Origin of the sequence: Pseudomonas sp. SBB6 (assembly GCF_024213215.1) — a bacterium.
Classification (GTDB): Bacteria; Pseudomonadota; Gammaproteobacteria; order Pseudomonadales; family Pseudomonadaceae; genus Aquipseudomonas; species Aquipseudomonas donghuensis.
In genome coordinates this window covers 128,150-148,825 of the sequence record NZ_JANAVH010000012.1, presented here as the reverse complement: position 1 = coordinate 148,825, position 20,676 = coordinate 128,150, and the positions used below count along the sequence as shown (strand labels likewise).

Genomic DNA, 20,676 nt, shown 5'->3' with positions numbered 1-20,676 from the left:
CCTCCATGCAACACGCTGATTTCATCATCATCGGCGCCGGGATTGCCGGCGCCTCCACCGGCTACTGGCTGGCCGGCCACGGCCGGGTGCTGCTGCTTGAGCGCGAGTCGCAGCCGGGCTACCACTCCACCGGCCGCTCGGCGGCGCTGTACACCGCCGCCTATGGCACGCCACAAGTGCGCGCGCTGACCCTGGCCAGCCGCGAGTTTTTCGACCACCCGCCTGCGGGCTTCGCCGAGCACCCGCTGCTCAGCCCGCGCGGGGAAATGACCGTCGACCTCAACGGCGACCCTGAAGAGCTGCAGCGCCAGTACCAGAGCGCCAAGGCCTGCGTGCCGGAAGTCGAGCTGCTCAGCGCCGAGCAGGCCTGCGCACGCCTGCCGGTGCTGCGCCGCGACAAGGTGCATGGTGCCCTGTATGACCCGAGCGCCAGCGACATCGACACCGACGCCCTGCATCAGGGCTATCTGCGCGGCATTCGCCGCCAGCAGGGCGAGGTGCACAGCGACTGCGAGGTTCAGCAACTGCGCCGCGACGCCGACGGTCTCTGGCAGGTGCAGACCAGCCGTGGCAGCTTCAGCGCCCCCGTGCTGATCAACGCCGCCGGGGCCTGGGCCGACAAGATCGCTGAACTGGCCGGCGCCCAGCCACTGGGCTTGCAGCCCAAGCGCCGCGCCGCGTTCATCTTCGCCGGCCCCGAAGGTATCGACAGCCATGCCTGGCCAATGCTGGTCAGCCTCGATGAATCGTTCTACATGAAGCCCGACGCCGGCATGCTGCTCGGCTCTCCGGCCAATGCCGACCCGGTCGAGCCCCATGATGTGCAGGCCGAAGAGCTGGACATCGCCATGGGCATCTACCAGATCGAAGAAGCCACCACCCTGAGCATTCGCCGCCCGACCCGCACCTGGGCCGGGTTGCGCAGCTTCGTTGCCGACGGCGACCTGGTAGCCGGCTTCGATCCGCAGGTACCGGGCCTGTTCTGGGTTGCGGCGCAAGGCGGCTATGGCATCCAGACCTCGCCGGCCATGGGCCAGGCCAGCGCCGCCCTGGTGCGTGGCGAGGACTTGCCCGAAGCACTCAAGGGCTTTGGCCTGAACGCTGCAATGCTGTCGCCGCGCCGCCTGCAAGGGTGACGCCCGGCCGCGATTGCGGCACACTCCCAGCGCCCTTTTGCCAAGGGCGCTGACACCGCCTGGAGCCTGCCCGAATGCCCACACCCCGCCCCGATCCCGCCCTGCACAACTACCGGGCCATCGCCGACGCCATCGCCACCCTGTTCTTCCCCCACGCCGAAGTAGTGCTGCACGATCTGCGCAGCCAGAAGATCGATTACATCGCCAACAACCTGTCCAAGCGCGAGATTGGCGATGAGGCGGCCCTGGAGGACATGCTCGAGGCAGGCACCGACGAGACCAACATCGGCCCCTATGAAAAACTCAATTGGGACGGGCAAAAGATCCGCTCGCTGAGCACCGTGCTGCGCGACCCGGCCGGCAAGCCGCTGGCGGTGCTGTGCATCAACCTGAATATCTCCCTGTTCGAGAACGCCAAGGCGGCGCTGGACCTGTTCCTCTCGCCTAGCAAGTTGATCCCGCAGCCCGATGCGCTGTTTCGCGATGACTGGCAAGAACGCATCAACACCTTCCTCAACAGCTGGCTGCGTCAACGGCAACTGAGCCTCAACCTGCTCAGCCGCGACCACAAGCGCGAGCTGGTGCTGGCCCTGCACGCCGAAGGCGCGTTCAAGGGCAAGAGTGCGGCCAACTATGTGGCCAATGTGCTGGGGATGGGACGGGCGACGGTGTACAAACACCTGAAGGAACTCAAGGCCTGACTGGCTCCAGGCCTTGAGTGAGGCGGCGATCAGTCGCCGTAGATGTCCGACTTGAAGTACTTGGCCTGGATCTTCTGGTATTCGCCGTTGGCGCGGATAGCGTCAATGGCCTGGTTGAGCTGGCTGACCAGCTCGCCATTGCCCTTGCGCACGGCAATCCCCGCGCCTTCACCGACGTATTTCGGATCTTTGAGCTCTGGGCCGGTAAAGGCGTAGTCCGCGCCGCGGGGCATGGACAGGAAGTCTTCCAGGGGAATGGTGTCGGCAAAAATCGCATCGACCCGACCGGATGCCAGGTCCATGTAGATTTCTTCGTTGTTGCCGTAGCGCTTGACCTTGATGCCCTTGGGTTCGAACACCTCGGTGGCGTAGCGATCAGTGGTGGTCGCGCGCTGCACGCCGACGGTCTTGCCCTTGAGGCTTTCGTACTGGTCATCGACCACCGCGCCTTTTTTCATCACCAGCCGCGATGAGGTGAAGTAGTACTTGTGGGTGAAGTCCACGGACTTCTTGCGCTCTTCGCTGATGGTCATCGACGACAGCGCGGCGTCGATTTTCTTCACTTTCAGCGAAGGGATCAGACCGTCGAACTCGACTTCTTTCCATTCACACTTGACCTGCATTTGCGCGCACAGGGCGTTGCCGATGTCGTAGTCGAAACCGACGATCTGGCCTTTGTCATTCTTCGAGGCAAAGGGTGGGTAGGCGGCTTCGATGCCGATGCGCAGGGTATCCCCAGCGGCGTACAGACTGCTGCTGGCCAACAGGCTCATGGCCAGACCGCTGATCAGGGTGAACTTGTTCATGACGGGTCTCTCTCGCTCGTTGTTGGAGGTGTGTTGCAAGACAGAGGGAAAGGGGGCAGGCAAGGGTCGGCCTGGAACTATTTTGTACTTATAATTCCATACTGGACTTTTTGGTATTAAAACTCAACAAGCAAAAACATCGCGGGGCAAGCCCGCTCCTACCTGGATTTCTGTGCTCCCTGTAGGAGCGGGCTTGCCCCGCGATCAGATTTACCAGCGCCCGGCAGCGTCTTCATCACTCTGCTTGCCTTCGACCCAGCGCGGGCCGTCCCCGGTCTGTTCCTTCTTCCAGAACGGCGCACGGGTCTTGAGGTAGTCCATGATGAAATTGCAGGCGTCGAACGCGGCCTGGCGATGAGCACTGGCGACGCCGACGAAGACGATCGGCTCGCCCGGTTCAAGGCCGCCGATACGGTGCAGCACCTCGACCTTGAGCAGTGGCCAGCGCTGCTCAGCTTCAACCACGATCTTGGCCAGGGCCTTTTCGGTCATGCCCGGGTAGTGCTCGAGGAACATCCCCGCCACGTCCTGGCCATCATTGAAGTCGCGCACGTAGCCGACAAAACCCACCACCGCGCCCACGCCAACATTGGCCGCGTGCATGGCGTTGACTTCGACACCCGGATCAAAGGCCTCGGCCTGGACTCGAACGCTCATCTCAGCCTCCCGTCACTGGCGGGAAGAACGCCACTTCGTCACCGTCTTCAAGCGGCTCGTCCAGCTTGCACAGCTCTTCGTTACGCGCGCACATCAGGTTCTGTTCGCTCAGCACCTCATGCTTGCCGCCCTTTGCGACCAGTGCCTTGCGTACGTCATCCAGGGTAGCGAACGAACCGTCGAGCTTCTCGACGTCGATACCCAGAACCTCCCGGTAACGGGCGAAATACATCACCTTAATGCTCATTTGACTTCATCCGCCTGGTAATGGCCGCTCTTGCCGCCCAGTTTCTCCAGCACGCGCACGCCGTCGATGATCATGCCGCGGTCGACCGCCTTGCACATGTCGTAGATGGTCAGGGCCGCGACGCTGGCAGCGGTCAGGGCTTCCATTTCCACGCCGGTCTGCCCGGCCAGCTTGCAGCGGGCGACGATGTAAACGGTGTCGTTGCCTTCAGCGCTGAGCTCGACCTTGACGCTGGTCAGCAGCAACGGGTGGCACAACGGAATCAGGTCGCTGGTTTTCTTTGCCGCCTGGATGCCAGCAATGCGCGCCACGGCAAACACGTCACCCTTGGGGTGCTCGCCTTCGACGATCATCTGCAGGGTTTGCGGGAGCATGCGCACCCGCGCTTCGGCCACGGCCTCACGCGAAGTCACGGCTTTATCGGTGACGTCGACCATATTGGCGCGACCTTGGGAATCGAGATGAGTCAGCACAGCTTTCCTCCTGTTCAGGAGCAAAGAGTGTAAACCCTGGGGTCAGGTCTTCGAAGCGAAAAATAGCCTGGGCCAGCGTCAAGGCGCTTCATTGGGGCGTACGGCTGAATATAGATCTTGCGTTGAGAGCACTAAAGGTCGCCATACCCAGAATTAATTTCAACGGATCACCCTGCACATGAAATAGAAAACCCTCTAACTTACTGATACTTAAAACACATAAAAACCACGAATAATCTTACAACCTTATAAGATTCTCCTGGCCACATCTAATATTGACATTGACCAGAGCAAAATTATCCTCACACATGAGGCCATCAAGCCTCACCAAAAATAACGAGGGATTCACATGAAAAAAATCATCATGCAGAGCCATCTTAGTTCACTGTCGAACGACGCCTACCACATCTTGGTCACAAGACTGAATGATAAGCAGGCACTTGTAAGTTAATCTTGATATTGGGCAGGCCATACCTGTCCAATCCGGAGACAATTACATGAATGAATACAACATCAATGAGAATATAATTTTCACCGTCAGCAAAGGTAGATTTGTCGCTTGGAATTTGCAAACAGGACATCAATATGATTTTTTTGATCGCCGATTCCTAGATAGATTTTACGAATTCTGGCTTTATCAATAACCGCACAGGCTTCGAAACCTTCTGCATTCACCATAAAATAACGACACGCGTGATAAATGACACCATGCACGTCAAGCCAGGAGGGTTTTGAATGCAACAGATCAGCACCAAGAACTACTTCTCTCTGTGTGGAATCCGGTTCTGCAGCTCTGTTGTACTATGGCTCGACTTCATACTCATTTTTTCGACGCTAACTTTCATTTTCGATGCCTCGGCACAAACGCTAGCATTAGCAGCTTCCTTGTATGGGATTCCGGCACTTCTCTTTGGCCCTTATCTAGGTTCATTGGCAGACCGATGCAACCCCTGCATAATAATCTCGGTCAGTTTCTGTATTCGTTTCATTGCATCTTGCGCTCTGTTTGCAGCCCCTTCCGTCGAGTTGTTTTTGGCATTTACAATGCTAAAGGGCTTATCTAACCTTGGCTCAACAGCGGCCGAAGTCGTTCTCACAAGAAACTTGCTGACCGCACCGCAGATTATCCGTAACACTTCATTAATTATGATAATAGATCAAACCGTAAAAATCGTATCCCCCCTTGCCGCTGGGATTCTCACAGGATTGAGTTTTAAGTCAGCCGGTTTTTTACTTTCCGCTTTTGTGTGTTTGTGCGGTTTACTATTCGTAACTTTACTATCTGCAAGGATCATGAGAAGCGAGGCCACATGTCCTTTAATTCCAAAAACCAGCAACCGACAAATCTATAATTTTTTCAAAAAACAATTGACCGCACGTATTTTTTTATGTGCATACTTTCCCAGTCAGCCGCCCTGGGTCTATACGACTCTCTATTGAGCTTGCTGTTGAAGGGGAATGGACAAAGTGCAACGTCTTTCGGCGTTATCGTCAGTGCAACTGCACTGGGCGGCATTTTTGCAGGCTTCTTGTTTCCACGCCTTTATCGTAGTGGTTCGCGTATCTGCTCCACAATAGCGTCGATGTGTTTTGGTCTCGCAGTACTCGCAGTCGGATCTCTCAGCTTTTTTCCTGCGTATTTCGAGCTTAATCTCTTGTCGCTACTTTTTCTTCTCGCCGGATTCGCCTATGGCCTGACAACTCAGGGCCTCACAACCACTTTGCAACTCACTTGTCCCCCTAACAAATTGGGTACGACATTTGCGACTGTGCGCACTCTATCCATCGCTCTGTTCATCAGTTTCCCCATACTGGGTGGTTGGCTAGCGGAATTGGCCAACATCGCTAGCGTTCTCTTAGCGGCAGGCATCTCCACCACCTTGATCGCTTGCACGCTACATATTACCCATCGGACGAATCATTCAGAAAGTACCAGCCCACGAGACAGTGCAACCATAGACTGAAACACTGCAAGCCTGCGAAAGCGCAGACTTGCAGTTAAAGGTTACAGATGCGATTCGGCGTATTCGGCCAGGATCGAGCGCGGCACGCCCTGCAGGGTGATGTGTACGCCGTTGGGGAAGTCCTTGAAGCGTTCGGTCAGGTAGGTAAGGCCGGAGCTGGTAGCGGACAGGTAAGGGGTGTCGATCTGCGCCAGGTTACCCAGGCAGATCACCTTGGAACCGGTGCCGGCACGGGTGATGATGGTTTTCATCTGGTGCGGGGTGAGGTTCTGGCATTCGTCGATCAGGATCAGGCTCTGCTGGAAGCTGCGGCCGCGAATGTAGTTCAGCGATTTGAACTGCAGCGGCACCCGCTCAAGGATGTACTCGACACTGCCATGGGTGTTTTCGTCATCCATGTGCAAGGCTTCGAGGTTGTCGGTGATTGCCCCGAGCCAAGGCTCCATTTTTTCTGCTTCGGTACCCGGCAGGAAGCCGATTTCCTGGTCCAGCCCCTGCACGCTGCGGGTGGCGATGATGCGCCGGTAGCGCTTGCTGACCATGGTCTGCTCGATGGCGGCAGCCAGGGCCAGGATGGTCTTGCCGGAACCGGCGGCACCGGTCAGGTTGACCAGGTGAATGTCCGGGTCAAGCAAGGCGAACAGCGCCAGGCTCTGATGAATGTCCCGGGGCTTGAGGCCCCAGGCCTCCTGGTGCAGCAGTGGCTCCTGGTGCAGGTCGAGCAGCACCAGCTCGCCATCCTTGATGCCCTTGATCCAGCCGACGAAGCCCTGTTCGTCAATGATGAACTCGTTGATATGCACGGCCGGCAGGTTATCGATCATCTGCACCCGGTGCCAGGTGCGGCCATGGTCCTGACGGGTCTCGACCTTGCTGACGCGGTCCCAGAACGAGCCGGTGACGCTGTGATAGCCCTTGGACAGCAGGGAAACGTCGTCAACCAACTGGTCGGTGCTGTAGTCCTCGGCCGCAATCCCACAGGCGCGGGCCTTGAGGCGCATGTTGATGTCTTTGGTGACCAGCACCACGTCCAGTTCCTGGCGTCGACCACGCAGCTCCAGCAACTGGTTGATGATGATGTTGTCGTTGAGGTTTTCCGGCAGCAGGCGGTTGGGCTCGTTGCGCGGGCTCATGAGAATGGACAAAAAGCCTTTGGGGCCGCTCTTGCCCCGCTGGATCGGCACGCCCTGCTCGACATCGGCCGGCGTGGCATCGCCCAGGGTCTGGTCGATCAGGCGGATGGCCTGGCGACATTCGGCGGCAATCGTCTGTTTGCCGGTCTTGAGTTTGTCGAGCTCCTCCAGCACCGTCATCGGGATGGCGACGTGGTGCTCCTCGAAGTTGAGCAATGCGTTGGGATCGTGAATCAGTACATTGGTATCGAGCACATAAAGGATTGGCTGGTTGGAGGAAGTGGTGCGTCCTTGATCATCCATACTCGGTCACCTTTGTGGGAGCCAGACGACGCAATACCTGAGCGGTGCTGCGCCGCGAAGTGGCCGCCGGTTCTCCCCGGGCCCGCGTCGTTACGGGTAGGGAGCTGCGAACAAAGAATGGGCCGTAGGACGCCACCTGTGCTGCAGGGTTCGGCGGTCTGTCTTCGTAATACCGCAAAACCCATGACCGAAAAAAGCATTTTTACGCATTTTTGAAGTTTATTTTTCTACAAGACATTTTGCCCTTGGCGCAGGGGCAAAGCACCGCTACAGTCATAAATCCAGTCATGTTAAATGACTGCGGCGTTTTATTTCCTTTCGTCACCAGATCCTTGGATTTTCACAGCTTTTCGCCGAAATTCCTGCAATCTTCCCAACCAATTCCACTCTGCGCCGTTTGCTTGAGCAACCAGGCAACCGCCTCCTGCGCCTTGGGCTGGGCATCGTGAAACTGGATCAGCCCCTTGCGCCAAAGCAGCATCAACGTCAGCACCCGTTGCGCCGACTGCTCGCTGCTGAGCGCTCCCTGATCCTGGGCATCGATATCCCACAACAGCACCTGCAGGTGCTGGCTGGTAAAGAATGCCTGGCTGTCGGCGCGCCGCTGCCCGTAAGGCGGTCTGAACAACGGTACATACTGCGCCGGCAAGTCGCTTTGCACCCGTGCCTGGCTACGCAAGACCGAGTCCTGCCAACCTTGCCATTGCCCGTGAGAGCGATACTGCCAGCCCTGCAGGCCCACGCACTGGCCTTTGTAGAGTTCGCGCAGGTCCGCCAGCGAAGTCTTGTCGCGCCGGTTCTGCAAACTGTTCCCGAGTACAAAGAAGGTAGCGCCGAGCTTTTGCCGACGCAGGAACGCGGTCAGGCCATCGGTACTGCCGCCAGCCAATGACGGGCCGCCATCGAAGGTCAGCATAAACAGCCGGTCGTTGAGTTCTTCGCCATTGCGCTCAAGGTCGGAAAAGCGCTCGATCTCGCTGGCGGTCTGCGGGAACAGCGCGGCCTTGCGCAGCAACTCGTCCAGGTAGCGCTCATGAAATGCGCGGCCGGGCTCGGCCCAACCGCCATAAAAGGAATCGGCGGCAACCTCGAAGGTCGCCGCCTGTTTGCGAAAATCCGCCAGGTCATCGATGGCATAGCAGAATGAGGCGTCCTGCTCGCAGCTCTTCTGGGCCAGGTCGTAATTGCGCCACAAGCGCTGCCAAAGGCGCTGGCGCAGGCTGTTGATCGACACCAGGTTGATCTGCCGCAGGTTCAGCCGCGCCGCCAGGGCGCCCTGATCAAGCACCTCGCTTTCACCCAGCACCCGGGCGAAGCCGAGGATCTCGGCGCGCGAGGCGACATCGAACAGCGCCGGGCTGTCGAGCGGCTCAGGCCAGTGGCTGCGGTCAAAGGTGGCGACCGGGGCAGGCGCTGCCCCAGCAGCAACGCTGAACAGTCCGGCCAGTAAGAGAAGGGCAATGCGCACGATCGGGCTCTCCGTTTTCCTCGCCGCGCACTATAGCGCCAAGTGTCGGGATGGTCTGTGGCTATTACCTTGATAGCTGGAGATCGCCGCCCCCGCCCCGTAGAATCGGCGCCACGAATAAAGGAGCCGACCTGATGCTGACGGTGATTTCCCCCGCCAAGACCCTCGACTACGACACCCCGCCGGTGACCCAACGCTACACCCAGCCGCAGTACCTGGACGACTCCCAGGAACTGATCGTGCAACTGCGTGAACTGTCGCCTGCGCAGATCAGCGAACTGATGCACCTCTCCGACAAGCTCGCGGGCCTCAATGCCGCGCGCTTCGGCAGCTGGACCCCGGCCTTCACCCCGGAAAACGCCAAGCAGGCGCTGCTGGCGTTCAAGGGTGACGTGTACACCGGCCTGGATGCCCAGACCCTCAGCGAAGACGACTTCAGCTACGCCCAGGATCACCTGCGCATGCTCTCCGGCCTGTACGGCCTGCTGCGCCCGCTGGACCTGATGCAGCCCTATCGCCTGGAAATGGGCACCAAGCTCGCCAACGCCCGTGGCAAGGACCTGTATGCCTTCTGGGGCACGCGCATCAGCGAATGGCTGAACCAGGCCCTGGCCGAGCAAGGCGACGAGCTGCTGCTGAACCTGGCCAGCAACGAGTACTTCAGCGCGGTCAAGCGCAGTGCCCTCAAGGCGCGGGTGATCAACACCGAATTTCGCGACTTCAAGAACGGCCAGTACAAGATCATCAGCTTCTACGCCAAAAAGGCCCGCGGCATGATGAGCCGTTTCGTGATCCAGGAACGCATCAACGATCCCGAGCAGCTCAAGCAGTTCGATATGCAGGGCTACTACTACAGTGCCGAGCTGTCGAAGGCCGATAACCTGGTGTTCCTGCGCGATCATCCGGACGAGTAACCCCCTGGGGCCGCTTCGCAGCCCAATCGCTGGCAAGCCAGCTCCCACAGGTTTTTGTGGGCACTGGCTTGCCAGCGATGACGCCTGAACAATCGCCACAATCCTGACGCCAAAAAAACCACCCCTCTAGTTTTATTGCAAAATGCCATAAGACCGTTCGTAATTTTTTGACGAATTTCGAAAAAAAAATTCCGGTACTGGCACAAAAACATCCCCCCTCGCGTTCGCCCTTTATATACAGGGATTAAACTGCCAAGTGCCATCAAAGTGAAAGTATGGCCATCAGATAAAATATTAAAAAATCTTTCACGGCCTCTGAACTCGCCCCGGAACTTATCCCCTCAGCCGTCGCTCATACCACCCGTAACGATTCTCGAGCGACAGGTGAGAGATGACTTACATCATTGATTGGAGCGCACAGCCATTGTGCATCCAGACAACTTTGACTTGAGTGTCGGTCGCCCGACCTACAGTTGAACCCAGGAGAAACGCGCCCCTATAAATCGTCCTTGTGGTTGATTTCAAAGGATTTTATTCACTTGAAAGAACAAGCACTGCAGTTCCGGGTAACCGATCTGCAATAAAGACGGCTGCATAACAGGGCACGCCCATAATTATTGGCCTTTGGCTGCCAAGTTTAAGTGCAAAGACTTTTGCACTTGATATTTATATGCCTGCACACGGTGAAGTGACATCTTTTTGCCACGCCGCCGTGTGCCCGATAACTGCTGGTTAATCAACCCGGTCTGGCTCTTCTTATTGAGCCGGCGTGATAAACACATGAGGTGAATGCGATGCGTATCAGCATCTTTGGTTTGGGTTATGTGGGTGCAGTCTGTGCTGGCTGCCTGTCGGCACGGGGTCATGAAGTGATTGGCGTCGATGTATCCACCACCAAGATCGACCTGATCAACCAAGGCAAATCGCCGATTGTCGAACCGGGCCTCGAAGCCCTGCTGCAACAGGGTATCGACAATGGCCGCCTGCGTGGCACCACCGATTTTGCCGCCGCCATTCGCGACAGCGACCTGTCGATGATCTGCGTCGGTACGCCAAGCAAGAAGAACGGCGACCTGGGCCTGGAATACATCGAGTCGGTGTGCCGCGAAATCGGCTTCGTGCTGCGGGAAAAATCCAGCCGCCACACCATCGTGGTGCGCAGCACCGTATTGCCGGGCACAGTGAAGAACGTGGTCATCCCGATCCTCGAAGACTGTTCGGGGAAAAAGGCCGGCGTCGACTTCGGCGTGGCGGTCAACCCGGAATTCCTGCGCGAAAGCACCGCGATCAAAGACTACGACCAACCGCCAATGACCGTCATCGGCGAGCTGGACAAAACCAGTGGCGACCTTCTGCAATCGCTGTACGAGGAACTCGACGCACCGATCATCCGCAAGGACATCGAAGTGGCCGAGATGATCAAGTACACCTGCAACGTCTGGCACGCCACCAAGGTCACCTTCGCCAACGAGATCGGCAACATCGCCAAGGCTGTCGGCGTCGATGGCCGTGAAGTGATGGACGTGGTCTGCCAGGACAAGGCCCTGAACCTGTCGCAGTACTACATGCGCCCGGGCTTTGCCTTCGGCGGCTCGTGCCTGCCCAAGGACGTGCGCGCCCTGACCTACCGCGCCGGCAGCCTGGACGTCAAAGCACCGCTGCTCAACTCGCTGATGAGCAGCAACGAATCGCAGGTGCAGAACGCCTTCGACATCATCGAGAGCCACGACAAGCGCAAGGTCGCCCTGCTCGGCCTGAGCTTCAAGGCCGGCACCGACGACCTGCGTGAAAGCCCGCTGGTGGAACTGGCCGAACGCCTGATCGGCAAGGGCTACGACCTGAACATCTACGACAGCAACGTCGAGTATGCGCGGGTCAACGGCGCCAACAAGGACTACATCGAGTCGAAGATCCCGCACGTGTCGTCGCTGCTCAATGCCGACTTCGACCAGGTGATCAAGCACGCCGACGTGATCGTCCTGGGCAACCGCGACGAGAAATTCCGTGCCCTGGCCCAACAGGCTCCGGAAGGCAAACAGGTCATCGACCTGGTCGGTTTCATGAACAAACCATCCTGCCCGGCCAGCCGTACCGAAGGTATTTGCTGGTAACCACAGGCTGCGCGGGGCTACCCGGCCCCGCGCGCCATCAACGCCCTTCCATTCGATACGGATGCAGAACATGCAAAGGCTCAAGCACGGCCTGTTACAGGTCGCCGGTTGGCTGTTCTATGTGAGCCTGCTCATGTTGATCTCCCTGGCCTTGCCCAACTCCATTTTCGACCCCGACTCGAAGGACTTCATTTTCCTGGTCGGCGCCGTCGGCATCTGGCGCTATTCCATGGGAGCCACGCACTTTGTGCGCGGCATGCTGTTCCTCTACGTGGTCTACCCCTACCTGCGGCGCAAGGTGCGCAAGCTCGGTAGCGCGGCCGACCCGTCCCACGTGTACCTGATGGTCACCAGCTTTCGCATCGATGCGCTGACCACCGCCCAGGTCTACAGCTCGGTGATCCGCGAGGCGATCGACTGCGGCTACCCGACGACGGTGGTCTGTTCACTGGTGGAAATGTCCGACGAACTGCTGGTGAAAAGCCTGTGGGAAAAATACAACCCGCCGGAGCGTGTAACCCTCGACTTCGTGCGCATTGCCGGTACCGGCAAACGCGACGGCCTGGCCTACGGCTTTCGTGCCATCTCCCGCCACCTGCCGGATGAGAACGCCGTGGTCGCGGTGATCGATGGCGACACCGTGCTCGGCGAAGGCGTGGTCCGCAAGACCGTGCCCTGGTTCAAGCTGTTCGGCAATGTCGGCGGCCTGACCACCAACGAATTCTGTGAAGTGCGTGGCGGCTACATCATGAGCGAGTGGCACAAGCTGCGCTTCGCCCAGCGCCACATCAACATGTGCTCGATGGCCCTGTCCAAGCGCGTGCTGACCATGACCGGGCGCATGTCGGTGTTCCGCGCCGCCGTGGTGACCAACCCCGAGTTCATCGCCGACGTCGAGAACGACTCGCTGCAGCACTGGCGCCTGGGCCGCTTCAAGTTTCTCACCGGTGACGACAAGTCCAGCTGGTTCAGCCTCATGCGCCTGGGCTACGACACCTTCTACGTGCCGGATGCGGCGATCAACACGGTCGAGCACCCGCCGGAAAAAAGCTTCATCAAGGCCAGCCGCAAACTGATGTACCGCTGGTACGGCAACAACCTGCGGCAGAACTCCCGGGCCCTGGGCCTGGGTATCCGTCGCCTGGGTCTGTTCACCAGTGTGGTGCTGTTCGACCAGCGCGTGTCGATGTGGACCAGCCTGCTGGGCCTGACCGTCGCGGTGATCGCCAGCCTCAAGTTCGGCCCGGCGTTCCTGCTGGTGTACCTGCTGTGGATCGGCATCACCCGGCTGATCCTGACGATCATGCTGCTGTGCTCGGGCCACAACATCGGCCCGGCCTACCCGCTGATTCTTTATTACAACCAGATCGTCGGCGCGATCATGAAGATCTACGTGTTCTTCCGCCTCGACAAGCAGTCCTGGACCCGCCAGCCCACTGCCCTCAAACGCGACCTCGCCAGCTTTCAACAATGGTTCAACACCTGGTCCTCCCGGACCATGACCTTCTCGGCGGCCAGCATCTTCATTGCTGTGCTGTTCATGGTCGTGTGAGCCGGAACCCGATTGGATTAAACAGGAACAAATCGCCATGAATACCGCCGTCAACGTCAATGTCGTGCATGAGTCCGAAGCCCAGCGTCAGCACGCGCGGGTGCGCATCCCGGCCAAGCTGCGCTACCTGGGGGGGAACCGCGAAACCCTGGAAGTGAGGGTCGACGACCTCTCCGCCGGCGGCCTGAGCTTCCACGCCAAGCACCCGTTGAAGGTTGGCGAAGTGCTGCGCGGACGCCTGCAGTTCACCGTCGACAAGCTCGGCCTGGCCATGGACATCGAGATCCAGGTGCGTTCTTTCGACCCGTCCAGCGGCCGCACCGGCGTGCAGTTCCAGAACCTCGAACCACGTGACATCGCCACTCTGCGCCACATCATCACCTCGCACCTGTCGGGTGAGCTGATCACCATGGGCGATGTACTCAGCACCCTGCAGCGCGACAACTTCACCAAGGCGCGCAAACAAAAAGACGCCAACGGCGGCATGAGCGCTTTTGGCCGCCTGCGGGCAGTGACCTTCAGCCTCGGCGTGTTCGTGGTCGGCGTGGCGGCGTTCGGTTTCATCGCCAAGTCGGTGTATGGCCTGTACTTCGTCAGCCATGCCCAGGCCGGGGTGGTCAGCGTGCCGGCCAGCAACGTCACCATGCCGCGCGACGGCACCGTGCAGGGCCTGGTGGAAAACGGCGGCCAGGTGGTCAAGGGCGCGCCGCTGGCCTCGTTCAGCACCAGCATGCTGGACATGCTCAAGGGCCACCTGGATGACCAGCAGCTGGATCCGGCCAAGGTCGAGGAGCTGTTCGGCAAGCAGATGAGCGGCACCCTGACCAGCCCCTGTGATTGCGTGGTCGCCCGCCAACTGGTGGATAACGGCCAGTACGCGAGCAAGGGTCAGGTGATTTTCCAACTGATTCCGCGCACCAGCAATCCGACCATTGAAGCGCGCTTCAGCTATCGCCAGTTCGACGACGTCAAGCCCGGCACTCGCGTCAACTTCCAGATCGCCGGTGAAGACGACTGGCGCAAGGGCGAGATCGTCAGCAGCACCAGCCTGAACAGCGAAGACCTGTCTTCGGATATTCGCGTGCAGATCAAGCCAGAGGGTGCACTGCCCAGCGAACTGGCCGGCCGCCCGGTGGCGGTGGACAGCAACCGTGGCCCGTCGCTGGACTGGCTGATCGATAAAGCCGTGGCCCGTGGGCTCTAAGGGAGACATGCCGGTGAACACCAAGATTGCCACCCTCTCCGTGGGAGCCGGCCTTGCCGGCGATGGGCTGCGCAGCAGCCCCAATGGGCAAGGCTGCGCCTTGCTTCGCCGGCAAGGCCGGCTCCCACAGGGGTCGAGCTATATCCTCAGTCTGTGCAGCCTGGCCCTGGCCATCAGCCTGGCCGGTTGCGCCGGCCTGCCCGACCAGCGCTTGGCCAACGAGGCGCTCAAGCGCGGTGACACCGCCCTGGCCGAGCAGAACTACCGCCAGCTCGCCGACCTCGGTTACAGCGAAGCGCAGGTGGGCCTGGCCGATATCCAGATCGAAACCCGCGACCCGGCCAAGCTCAAGGAGGCCGAGGCCACCTACCGCGCTGCCGCCGATATCTCGCCGCGTGCCCAGGCCCGCCTCGGTCGCCTGCTGGCGGCCAAGCCGGACGCCACCGAAGCCGAGCGCCAGGAAGCCGAAACCCTGTTGAAAAAAGCCTTCGCCAATGGCGAGGGCAATACCCTGATCCCGCTGGCGATGCTGTACCTGCAATACCCGCAGAGCTTCCCCGGCACCAACGCCCAGCAGCAGATCGATACGTGGCGTGCCGCCGGTTACCCCGAGGCCGGCCTGGCCCAGGTCCTGCTGTACCGCACCCAGAACACCTACGACCAGCACCTGGACGAGGTCGAGCGCATCTGCAAGACCGCGCTGAGCAGCACCGACATCTGCTATGTGGAACTGGCCACCGTCTACCAGAAACGCGCCCAGCCCGAGCAACAGGCGGCACTGATCGAACAGGTGAAAAGCGCCTACCAGCATGGCGCGATCCCGGCCACCCGGGTCGACAGCGTCGCCCGCGTACTGGCCGACCGCAGCCTCGGCCAGAGCGACGAGAAAACCGCCCAGGCCCTGCTCGAGCACGTGGCGCCGGTCAACCCTGGTTCCTGGGTCAGCCTGGCGCAATTGCTCTATGACTTCCCCGAGCTTGGTGACACCGACACGCTGATGGGCTACATCGACAAGGGCCGCGCCGCCGAACAACCGCGTGCCGAGTTGCTGCTGGGCCGCCTGTACTACGAAGGCAAGACTGTAGCGGCCGACGCACAGAAAGCCGAAACCCATCTGCTCAGCGCCGCCAACGCCGGCGAAGTCAGCGCCCATTACTACCTGGGCCAGCTGTACCGGCGTGGCTACCTGGGCAATGTCGACCCGCAAAAAGCCGTCGATCATTTGCTCCACGCCGCCCGCGGCGGCCAGCTCAGTGCCGACTACGCCCTGGCCCAGCTGTTCAGCGAAGGCCACGGCATCCGCCAGGACCTGGTCAACGCCTGGGTGTTCAGCCAACTGGCACAAGCCAATCCCAGCGACCAGTCACGCGAGCTGGCAGCCCAACTCGATCAGCAACTCACCCCGGCGCAGAAGGCCCAGGCTGAACGCCTGCTGCAACAAGAACGCCAGGCTCGTGGCGCCATGGGCCCCGCTGCCCTGGCCCTGCAAGCGCAACCCGAACAAGGCGAGGACTCCCTATGACACTCAATCCGTGGATGAAAGCAGGCGTAGGCCTGGGCTTTGCCCTGCTCTGGTCGTGCCCGACCCTGGCAGCGATGACTGCTGAAAAGAACTTTGGCCTGGACGTGAAGATCACCGGCCAGTCCGAAGACGACCGCGACCTGGGCACCCGTTCCGGCGGCGACGTCAACGGCCTGGGCCTGGACCTGCGCCCTTGGGTGTACGGCGAGCGCGGCAACTGGAGCGCCTTCGCCATGGGCCAGGCGGTGGCGGCCACCGACATCATCGAGACCGACACCCTGCGCCAGTCCGGCGACCAGGCCGAGGCCGACAGCGGCCGCGCCAATGGCCGTGAAGCGGACAAAAACTACCTGGCCATGCGCGAGTTCTGGGTCGGCTACAGCGGCCTGACCGCCTACCCCGGCGAGCAGCTGCGCTTCGGCCGCCAGCGCCTGCGCAACGACGACGGCATGTGGCGCGACACCAATATCGAAGCGCTGAACTGGACCTTCGACACCACCCTGCTGCGCGCCAACCTGGGCGTGGCCGAGCGCTTCAGCGAATACCGCACCGACCTCACCGAGCTGGCCCCGGAAGACAAGGACCGCCTGCACATTTACGGCGACGTCGCCACGCAGTGGACACCCGGCCACTGGGTCGGCCTGCGCGCTCACCACAGCCACGACGACGGCAAGCTGAAAAACCCGGGCGAAACCGTCGATGCCCTGGACAAGACCCGCACCGGCGACCTCACCTGGCTGGGCCTGGAAGCCAACAGCGACGCCTACAACTGGCGCAACCAGAACCGCGTCAACTACTGGGGCAGCATGACCTGGCTGACCGGCGATCGCGACAGCCTCAACACCACCACGGTCAACGGCGAGCAGGTGGCCAGCGGCAAACAGAGTGGCGACGTCAATGCCTGGGCCACCGACCTCGGTGTCCGCCTGCGCCTGGATCCCAACTGGCAGGTCGGCGCCGCCTACGCCCGCGGCAGCGGCGGCGGTGGCAGCGATGGCTCGGGCAACTACGAGCAGACCGGCCTTGAGAGCAACCGCTCCAACTTCACCGGCACCCGCTCGCGGGTCCATCGCTTTGGCGAAGCCTTCCGCGGCGAGCTGGGCAACGTGCAGGCGGCGACCCTGTTCACTTCCTGGCAATTGCGCGACGACTACGACGCCAGCCTGATCTACCACAAGTTCTGGCGCGTCGATGGCGACCAGAACATCGGCAGCAGTGGCATCAATGCCGTGGTCGAGGACAACGGCATCAACCGGCCGCTGGTCCAGGGCGAGAAAGACCTCGGCCAGGAGATGGACCTGGTGGTCACCAAGTACTTCAAGCAAGGCCTGTTACCGGCCTCGCTGAGCCAGTCGATCGACGAGCCGTCGGCGCTGGTGCGCTTTCGTGGCGGCGTGTTCAAGCCCGGTGATGCCTATGGCAAGGAAGCGGACTCCTACATGCACCGCGCTTTCGTCGACGTGATCTGGCGCTTCTGACGCCTGGGGTGCAATGAAATGAGCCTTCCTCCGAACACGCTCCATGCCCTGCTGGCCGGCACCCTGCTGCTGGCCAGCAGCATCGCCCTGGCCAACGGCCAGGCGCCGACGCCGGTGGCCAAGGAGCTGCAGCAGGCCAAGACCTATACCGTCAGCAGCGCGCCGATCGAGCCGCTGCAGATCCCGGCGCCGACCCTGCCGGACCTGTCCGGCTACACCGTTGATGCCGTGCAGAAAAAGATCGTCCGCAGCCACAAGGGCAAGGTTTCGGTGCGGCGCATGCTCCAGGAAAACAGCCTCAAGGAGTTCATCGGCGGCGACAACAAGATGGCCGAATGGGTGGCGCGCCAGCATGGCATCCCCCAGGCGATCTTCATCGACGACGGCCATGTCGACTTCACCGAGTTGAGCAAGCAGGTGCCCAGCCAGTACCTGCGCGAAACCGCACCGGGCGTTTACCTGGCGCGCCTGCCGATCGTGGTCGGGCCAAAAGGCGTGCTCGAGATCGACGCCAAGGTCAAGGAACTGCGCCTGTCCCAGGAGGGCGGCGCGTTCATCGTCAACGATGGCAAGCTGTTCGTCAGCGATACCCGGGTGACCGGCTGGCGCGAGCAGGACAACGGCCCGGCAACCTTCCGCTCGCCCAAGGAATTTCGCCCGTTCCTGCTGTCCTGGGGCGGCACCGAGACCTACATCGTCAACAGCAAGATGGCCAGCTTCGGCTACGCCAAGAGTAAGTCCTACGGCGTGAGCATCTCCCAGTACACGCCGAACATGGCCAAGCAGATGGGCCGTTCGGAACCCACCGGCTGGATCATCGGCTCCGAATTCAGCGACATGTGGTACGGCTTCTATTGCTACGAAACCAGCGACTTCGTGGTCAAGGACAGCACCTACCGCGACAACATCGTCTACGGCATCGACCCCCACGACCGCTCGCACCGCTTGATCATCACCGGCAACACCGTGTACGGGACCAAGAAAAAGCACGGCATCATCGTCTCGCGCGAGGTCAACGACAGCTGGATCATCAACAACAAGAGCTATGACAACAAGCTCTCGGGCGTGGTGATCGACCGTAACAGCGTCAACAACCTGATCGCCTACAACGAGATCTACCGCAACCACACCGACGGCATCACCCTGTACGAGAGCGGCGACAACCTGATCTGGGGCAACAAGCTGATCAACAACCGCCGCCACGGCATTCGCGTGCGCAACAGCGTGAACATCCGCCTGTACGAGAACGTCGCCATGGCCAACGGCCTGGTGGGCGTGTACGGGCACATCAAGGACCTGTCGGAAACCGACCGCGACATCGCCCTCGACCCGTTCGACACCAAGGTTTCGCTGATCGTCGTCGGCGGTGAGCTGGCGGCCAACGGCAGCGGCCCGCTGTCGATCGACTCGCCGCTGAGCGTGGAACTGTACCGGGTCTCGATGCTGGCCCCGAGCAAGGCCAGCGGCATCAGTTTCTCCGGGGTACTGGGCGAGCGCCAGGACGAGATTCTCGACCTGATGGTGCGCCAGGGCAAAGCCGTGCTGATCGATCCGGTCGAGCGCCAGACCGAAATGCTGGACTGAGGAAGCCAATCTTATGCAACCACAACTGACCAAGCTGCTGAGCCTTTCCGGCCTTGCCGCCGCCCTGTTGGCGATCAGTGCCCAGGCTTCGGCCGAGCAGGCCCAGGCACCCAGCTTTAGCGCCGAGCCGTGCTGCCAGCTGTGCCCGGAGGCCCACGACGCCAGCCGCTACACCACCCGCTACCAGCAGAACTTCACCACCCTGATACAAGCCCAGGGCGACTGGCTGTTCCGCACCCGCGAAGACCTGCGCACCGAGTTCGACACCACGCCGGCCGGCTACCGCCGCCTGCAGCAGTTGCACGATGCGTTCAAGGCCAGGGGCGTGGAGCTGGTGATCGTCTACCAGCCGACCCGTGGCCTGGTGAACCGCAACATGCTCAAGCCCGCCGACAAGGCCGCCTTCAACTACACCAAGGCGCTGCACAACTACCAGGCCATGCTCGGGCGCTTCAGCAAGATGGGCTACACCGTGCCCGACCTGTCGCCGCTGACCAACGAGCAGTTGGCCGCCGCCGACCAGGGCAAGGATTTCTATTTCCGCGGCGATCAGCACTGGACCCCCTACGGCGCCGAGCGCGCGGCGAAGATCGTCGCCGACAGCGTGCACAAGATGGCGGCCTTCGCCGAGGTGCCCAAGCGTGAGTTCGAAAGCCACAAGTCCGGGCGCATGGGCAAGACCGGCACCCTGCACAACGTCGCCGGGCAACTGTGCGGCACCAGCTACGCGGTGCAGTACATGGACCAGTTCGTCACCGAACCCAAGGGCGAGAGTGGCAGCGACGACCTGTTCGGCGATTCCGGCAACCCGCAGATCACCCTGGTTGGCACCAGCCACAGCGGCAAGAACTACAACTTCTCGGGCTTTCTCGAACAGTACATCGGCGCCGACGTGCTCAACGTCGCCTTCCCTGGCGGCGGCCTGGAAGGCTCGATGATCCAGTACCTGGGCAGCGAAGCGTTCCAGAAAAACCCGCCGAAGATCCTCGTCTGGGAGTTCTCGCCGCTGTACCGCCTGGACCAGGAAACCATCTGGCGGCAGATGCTCGCCCTGGTCGACAACGGCTGCGAAGGCAAGCCCGCGCAGATGAGCGCCAGCACCACACTCAAGCCAGGCAAGAACGAGGTAATGGTCAACGGCCGTAACGGCGTGATCAAGGACCTGACCAATGGCCGTCACCAACTGGACATCCAGTTCGAGGACACCTCGGTCAAGACCCTGCAAGCCACCCTCTGGTACATGAACGGCCGCCACGAGGACCTGAAGATCGAGAAGCCGCAGACCGCCGACACCGATGGCCGCTTTGCCTTCGAGCTGCGCGAGGACGAGGACTGGGCCGCCCAGACCCTGCTCGCCGTGGAAGTTCAAGGGCCGCAGAGCGGCAGCCAGAAAGTCGCAGCCACGCTGTGCAAACGCAAGTGA

Annotated in this window: 18 protein-coding genes; 12 read left to right on the top strand and 6 right to left on the bottom strand. The window is 60.7% G+C overall.

The features are described 5' to 3' along the window. The first annotated feature begins 5 nt into the window (after nt 1-5). A complete protein-coding gene (locus NLX68_RS21655; protein WP_254285738.1) occupies nt 6-1,136 on the top strand; it encodes an FAD-binding oxidoreductase in 1,131 nt (376 codons plus the stop codon). Between the two features lie 74 nt (nt 1,137-1,210). Further along, nucleotides 1,211-1,837: a transcriptional regulator gene (locus tag NLX68_RS21650; protein WP_254285737.1), complete on the top strand. Its 627-nt coding sequence runs from the start codon at nt 1,211-1,213 to the stop codon at nt 1,835-1,837. 29 nt (nt 1,838-1,866) lie between these two features. Here the strand turns inward: NLX68_RS21650 and NLX68_RS21645 are convergent, their stop codons facing one another. From NLX68_RS21645 to moaC, 4 genes are all read right to left on the bottom strand, one after another. Beyond that, nucleotides 1,867-2,643, bottom strand: coding sequence for an ABC transporter substrate-binding protein (locus tag NLX68_RS21645; protein WP_254285736.1), 777 nt, complete (start codon nt 2,641-2,643; stop codon nt 1,867-1,869). Nucleotides 2,644-2,853: 210 nt separating this feature from the next. Continuing rightward, entirely contained in the window at nt 2,854-3,300 is a 447-nt protein-coding gene (moaE, locus tag NLX68_RS21640; RefSeq protein WP_254285735.1) for a molybdopterin synthase catalytic subunit MoaE, read from the bottom strand. Nucleotide 3,301: 1 nt separating this feature from the next. After that, nucleotides 3,302-3,547, bottom strand: coding sequence for a molybdopterin converting factor subunit 1 (gene moaD / locus NLX68_RS21635; protein WP_254285734.1), 246 nt, complete (start codon nt 3,545-3,547; stop codon nt 3,302-3,304). Beyond that, nucleotides 3,544-4,020: a cyclic pyranopterin monophosphate synthase MoaC gene (moaC, locus tag NLX68_RS21630; RefSeq protein ID WP_010220726.1), complete on the bottom strand. Its 477-nt coding sequence runs from the start codon at nt 4,018-4,020 to the stop codon at nt 3,544-3,546. Before moaC ends, moaD begins: the two co-directional genes overlap by 4 nt. Nucleotides 4,021-4,755: 735 nt before the next feature. Between moaC and NLX68_RS21625 the strand changes: the two genes are divergently transcribed. Together NLX68_RS21625 and NLX68_RS26540 are read left to right on the top strand one after the other, a co-directional pair. Next, nucleotides 4,756-5,460, top strand: coding sequence for an MFS transporter (locus NLX68_RS21625; protein ID WP_254285733.1), 705 nt, complete (start codon nt 4,756-4,758; stop codon nt 5,458-5,460). Then, nucleotides 5,409-5,984, top strand: coding sequence for an MFS transporter (locus tag NLX68_RS26540; RefSeq protein WP_367949542.1), 576 nt, complete (start codon nt 5,409-5,411; stop codon nt 5,982-5,984). Before NLX68_RS21625 ends, NLX68_RS26540 begins: the two co-directional genes overlap by 52 nt. Nucleotides 5,985-6,025: 41 nt before the next feature. Here the strand turns inward: NLX68_RS26540 and NLX68_RS21620 are convergent, their stop codons facing one another. Together NLX68_RS21620 and NLX68_RS21615 are read right to left on the bottom strand one after the other, a co-directional pair. Next, on the bottom strand, nt 6,026-7,420 hold the full coding sequence (locus NLX68_RS21620) for a PhoH family protein (RefSeq protein ID WP_254285732.1): 1,395 nt from the start codon (nt 7,418-7,420) through the stop codon (nt 6,026-6,028). A 340-nt stretch (nt 7,421-7,760) separates the two neighbouring features. Further along, nucleotides 7,761-8,888 carry a polysaccharide deacetylase family protein gene (locus NLX68_RS21615; protein WP_254285731.1) on the bottom strand — a complete coding sequence of 376 codons (1,128 nt, stop codon included), beginning with the start codon at nt 8,886-8,888 and terminating at the stop codon, nt 7,761-7,763. 134 nt (nt 8,889-9,022) lie between these two features. On the opposite strand from NLX68_RS21615, the gene yaaA reads away from it, so the two are divergent. From yaaA to NLX68_RS21575, 8 genes are all read left to right on the top strand, one after another. Continuing rightward, the gene (gene yaaA, locus NLX68_RS21610) at nt 9,023-9,802 is read left to right on the top strand and encodes a peroxide stress protein YaaA (RefSeq protein WP_254285730.1); all 780 of its coding nucleotides are present in this window, start codon (nt 9,023-9,025) and stop codon (nt 9,800-9,802) included. Nucleotides 9,803-10,596: 794 nt separating this feature from the next. Further along, entirely contained in the window at nt 10,597-11,913 is a 1,317-nt protein-coding gene (locus NLX68_RS21605; RefSeq protein WP_254285729.1) for a nucleotide sugar dehydrogenase, read from the top strand. 61 nt (nt 11,914-11,974) lie between these two features. Continuing rightward, nucleotides 11,975-13,465 carry a mannuronan synthase gene (gene alg8 / locus NLX68_RS21600; RefSeq protein ID WP_254285728.1) on the top strand — a complete coding sequence of 497 codons (1,491 nt, stop codon included), beginning with the start codon at nt 11,975-11,977 and terminating at the stop codon, nt 13,463-13,465. 37 nt (nt 13,466-13,502) lie between these two features. Next, entirely contained in the window at nt 13,503-14,669 is a 1,167-nt protein-coding gene (locus NLX68_RS21595; RefSeq protein WP_254285727.1) for an alginate biosynthesis protein Alg44, read from the top strand. 7 nt (nt 14,670-14,676) lie between these two features. Beyond that, complete coding sequence (gene algK / locus NLX68_RS21590) at nt 14,677-16,191, top strand: alginate biosynthesis TPR repeat lipoprotein AlgK (protein WP_254285726.1); 1,515 nt, start codon at nt 14,677-14,679, stop codon at nt 16,189-16,191. After that, complete coding sequence (locus tag NLX68_RS21585) at nt 16,188-17,669, top strand: alginate export family protein (RefSeq protein ID WP_254285725.1); 1,482 nt, start codon at nt 16,188-16,190, stop codon at nt 17,667-17,669. Before algK ends, NLX68_RS21585 begins: the two co-directional genes overlap by 4 nt. Before the next feature lie 18 nt (nt 17,670-17,687). Then, nucleotides 17,688-19,253, top strand: coding sequence for a mannuronan 5-epimerase AlgG (algG, locus tag NLX68_RS21580; RefSeq protein WP_254285724.1), 1,566 nt, complete (start codon nt 17,688-17,690; stop codon nt 19,251-19,253). Between the two features lie 13 nt (nt 19,254-19,266). Further along, nucleotides 19,267-20,676: an alginate O-acetyltransferase gene (locus tag NLX68_RS21575; RefSeq protein WP_254285723.1), complete on the top strand. Its 1,410-nt coding sequence runs from the start codon at nt 19,267-19,269 to the stop codon at nt 20,674-20,676.

Excerpts from the sequence above, each read along its gene's own strand:
- NLX68_RS21605 (WP_254285729.1), top strand. The coding sequence starts at position 10,597 with ATGCGTATCAGCATCTTTGGTTTGGGTTATGTGGGTGCAGTCTGTGCT.
- NLX68_RS21595 (WP_254285727.1), top strand. The coding sequence starts at position 13,503 with ATGAATACCGCCGTCAACGTCAATGTCGTGCATGAGTCCGAAGCCCAG.
- algG (WP_254285724.1), top strand. The coding sequence starts at position 17,688 with ATGAGCCTTCCTCCGAACACGCTCCATGCCCTGCTGGCCGGCACCCTG.
- NLX68_RS21655 (WP_254285738.1), top strand. The coding sequence starts at position 6 with ATGCAACACGCTGATTTCATCATCATCGGCGCCGGGATTGCCGGCGCC.
- NLX68_RS21650 (WP_254285737.1), top strand. The coding sequence starts at position 1,211 with ATGCCCACACCCCGCCCCGATCCCGCCCTGCACAACTACCGGGCCATC.
- NLX68_RS26540 (WP_367949542.1), top strand. The coding sequence starts at position 5,409 with ATGTGCATACTTTCCCAGTCAGCCGCCCTGGGTCTATACGACTCTCTA.
- alg8 (WP_254285728.1), top strand. The coding sequence starts at position 11,975 with ATGCAGAACATGCAAAGGCTCAAGCACGGCCTGTTACAGGTCGCCGGT.
- NLX68_RS21645 (WP_254285736.1), bottom strand. The coding sequence starts at position 2,643 with ATGAACAAGTTCACCCTGATCAGCGGTCTGGCCATGAGCCTGTTGGCC.
- yaaA (WP_254285730.1), top strand. The coding sequence starts at position 9,023 with ATGCTGACGGTGATTTCCCCCGCCAAGACCCTCGACTACGACACCCCG.
- NLX68_RS21625 (WP_254285733.1), top strand. The coding sequence starts at position 4,756 with ATGCAACAGATCAGCACCAAGAACTACTTCTCTCTGTGTGGAATCCGG.
- moaD (WP_254285734.1), bottom strand. The coding sequence starts at position 3,547 with ATGAGCATTAAGGTGATGTATTTCGCCCGTTACCGGGAGGTTCTGGGT.
- NLX68_RS21585 (WP_254285725.1), top strand. The coding sequence starts at position 16,188 with ATGACACTCAATCCGTGGATGAAAGCAGGCGTAGGCCTGGGCTTTGCC.
- NLX68_RS21575 (WP_254285723.1), top strand. The coding sequence starts at position 19,267 with ATGCAACCACAACTGACCAAGCTGCTGAGCCTTTCCGGCCTTGCCGCC.
- algK (WP_254285726.1), top strand. The coding sequence starts at position 14,677 with ATGCCGGTGAACACCAAGATTGCCACCCTCTCCGTGGGAGCCGGCCTT.
- moaE (WP_254285735.1), bottom strand. The coding sequence starts at position 3,300 with ATGAGCGTTCGAGTCCAGGCCGAGGCCTTTGATCCGGGTGTCGAAGTC.
- NLX68_RS21620 (WP_254285732.1), bottom strand. The coding sequence starts at position 7,420 with ATGGATGATCAAGGACGCACCACTTCCTCCAACCAGCCAATCCTTTAT.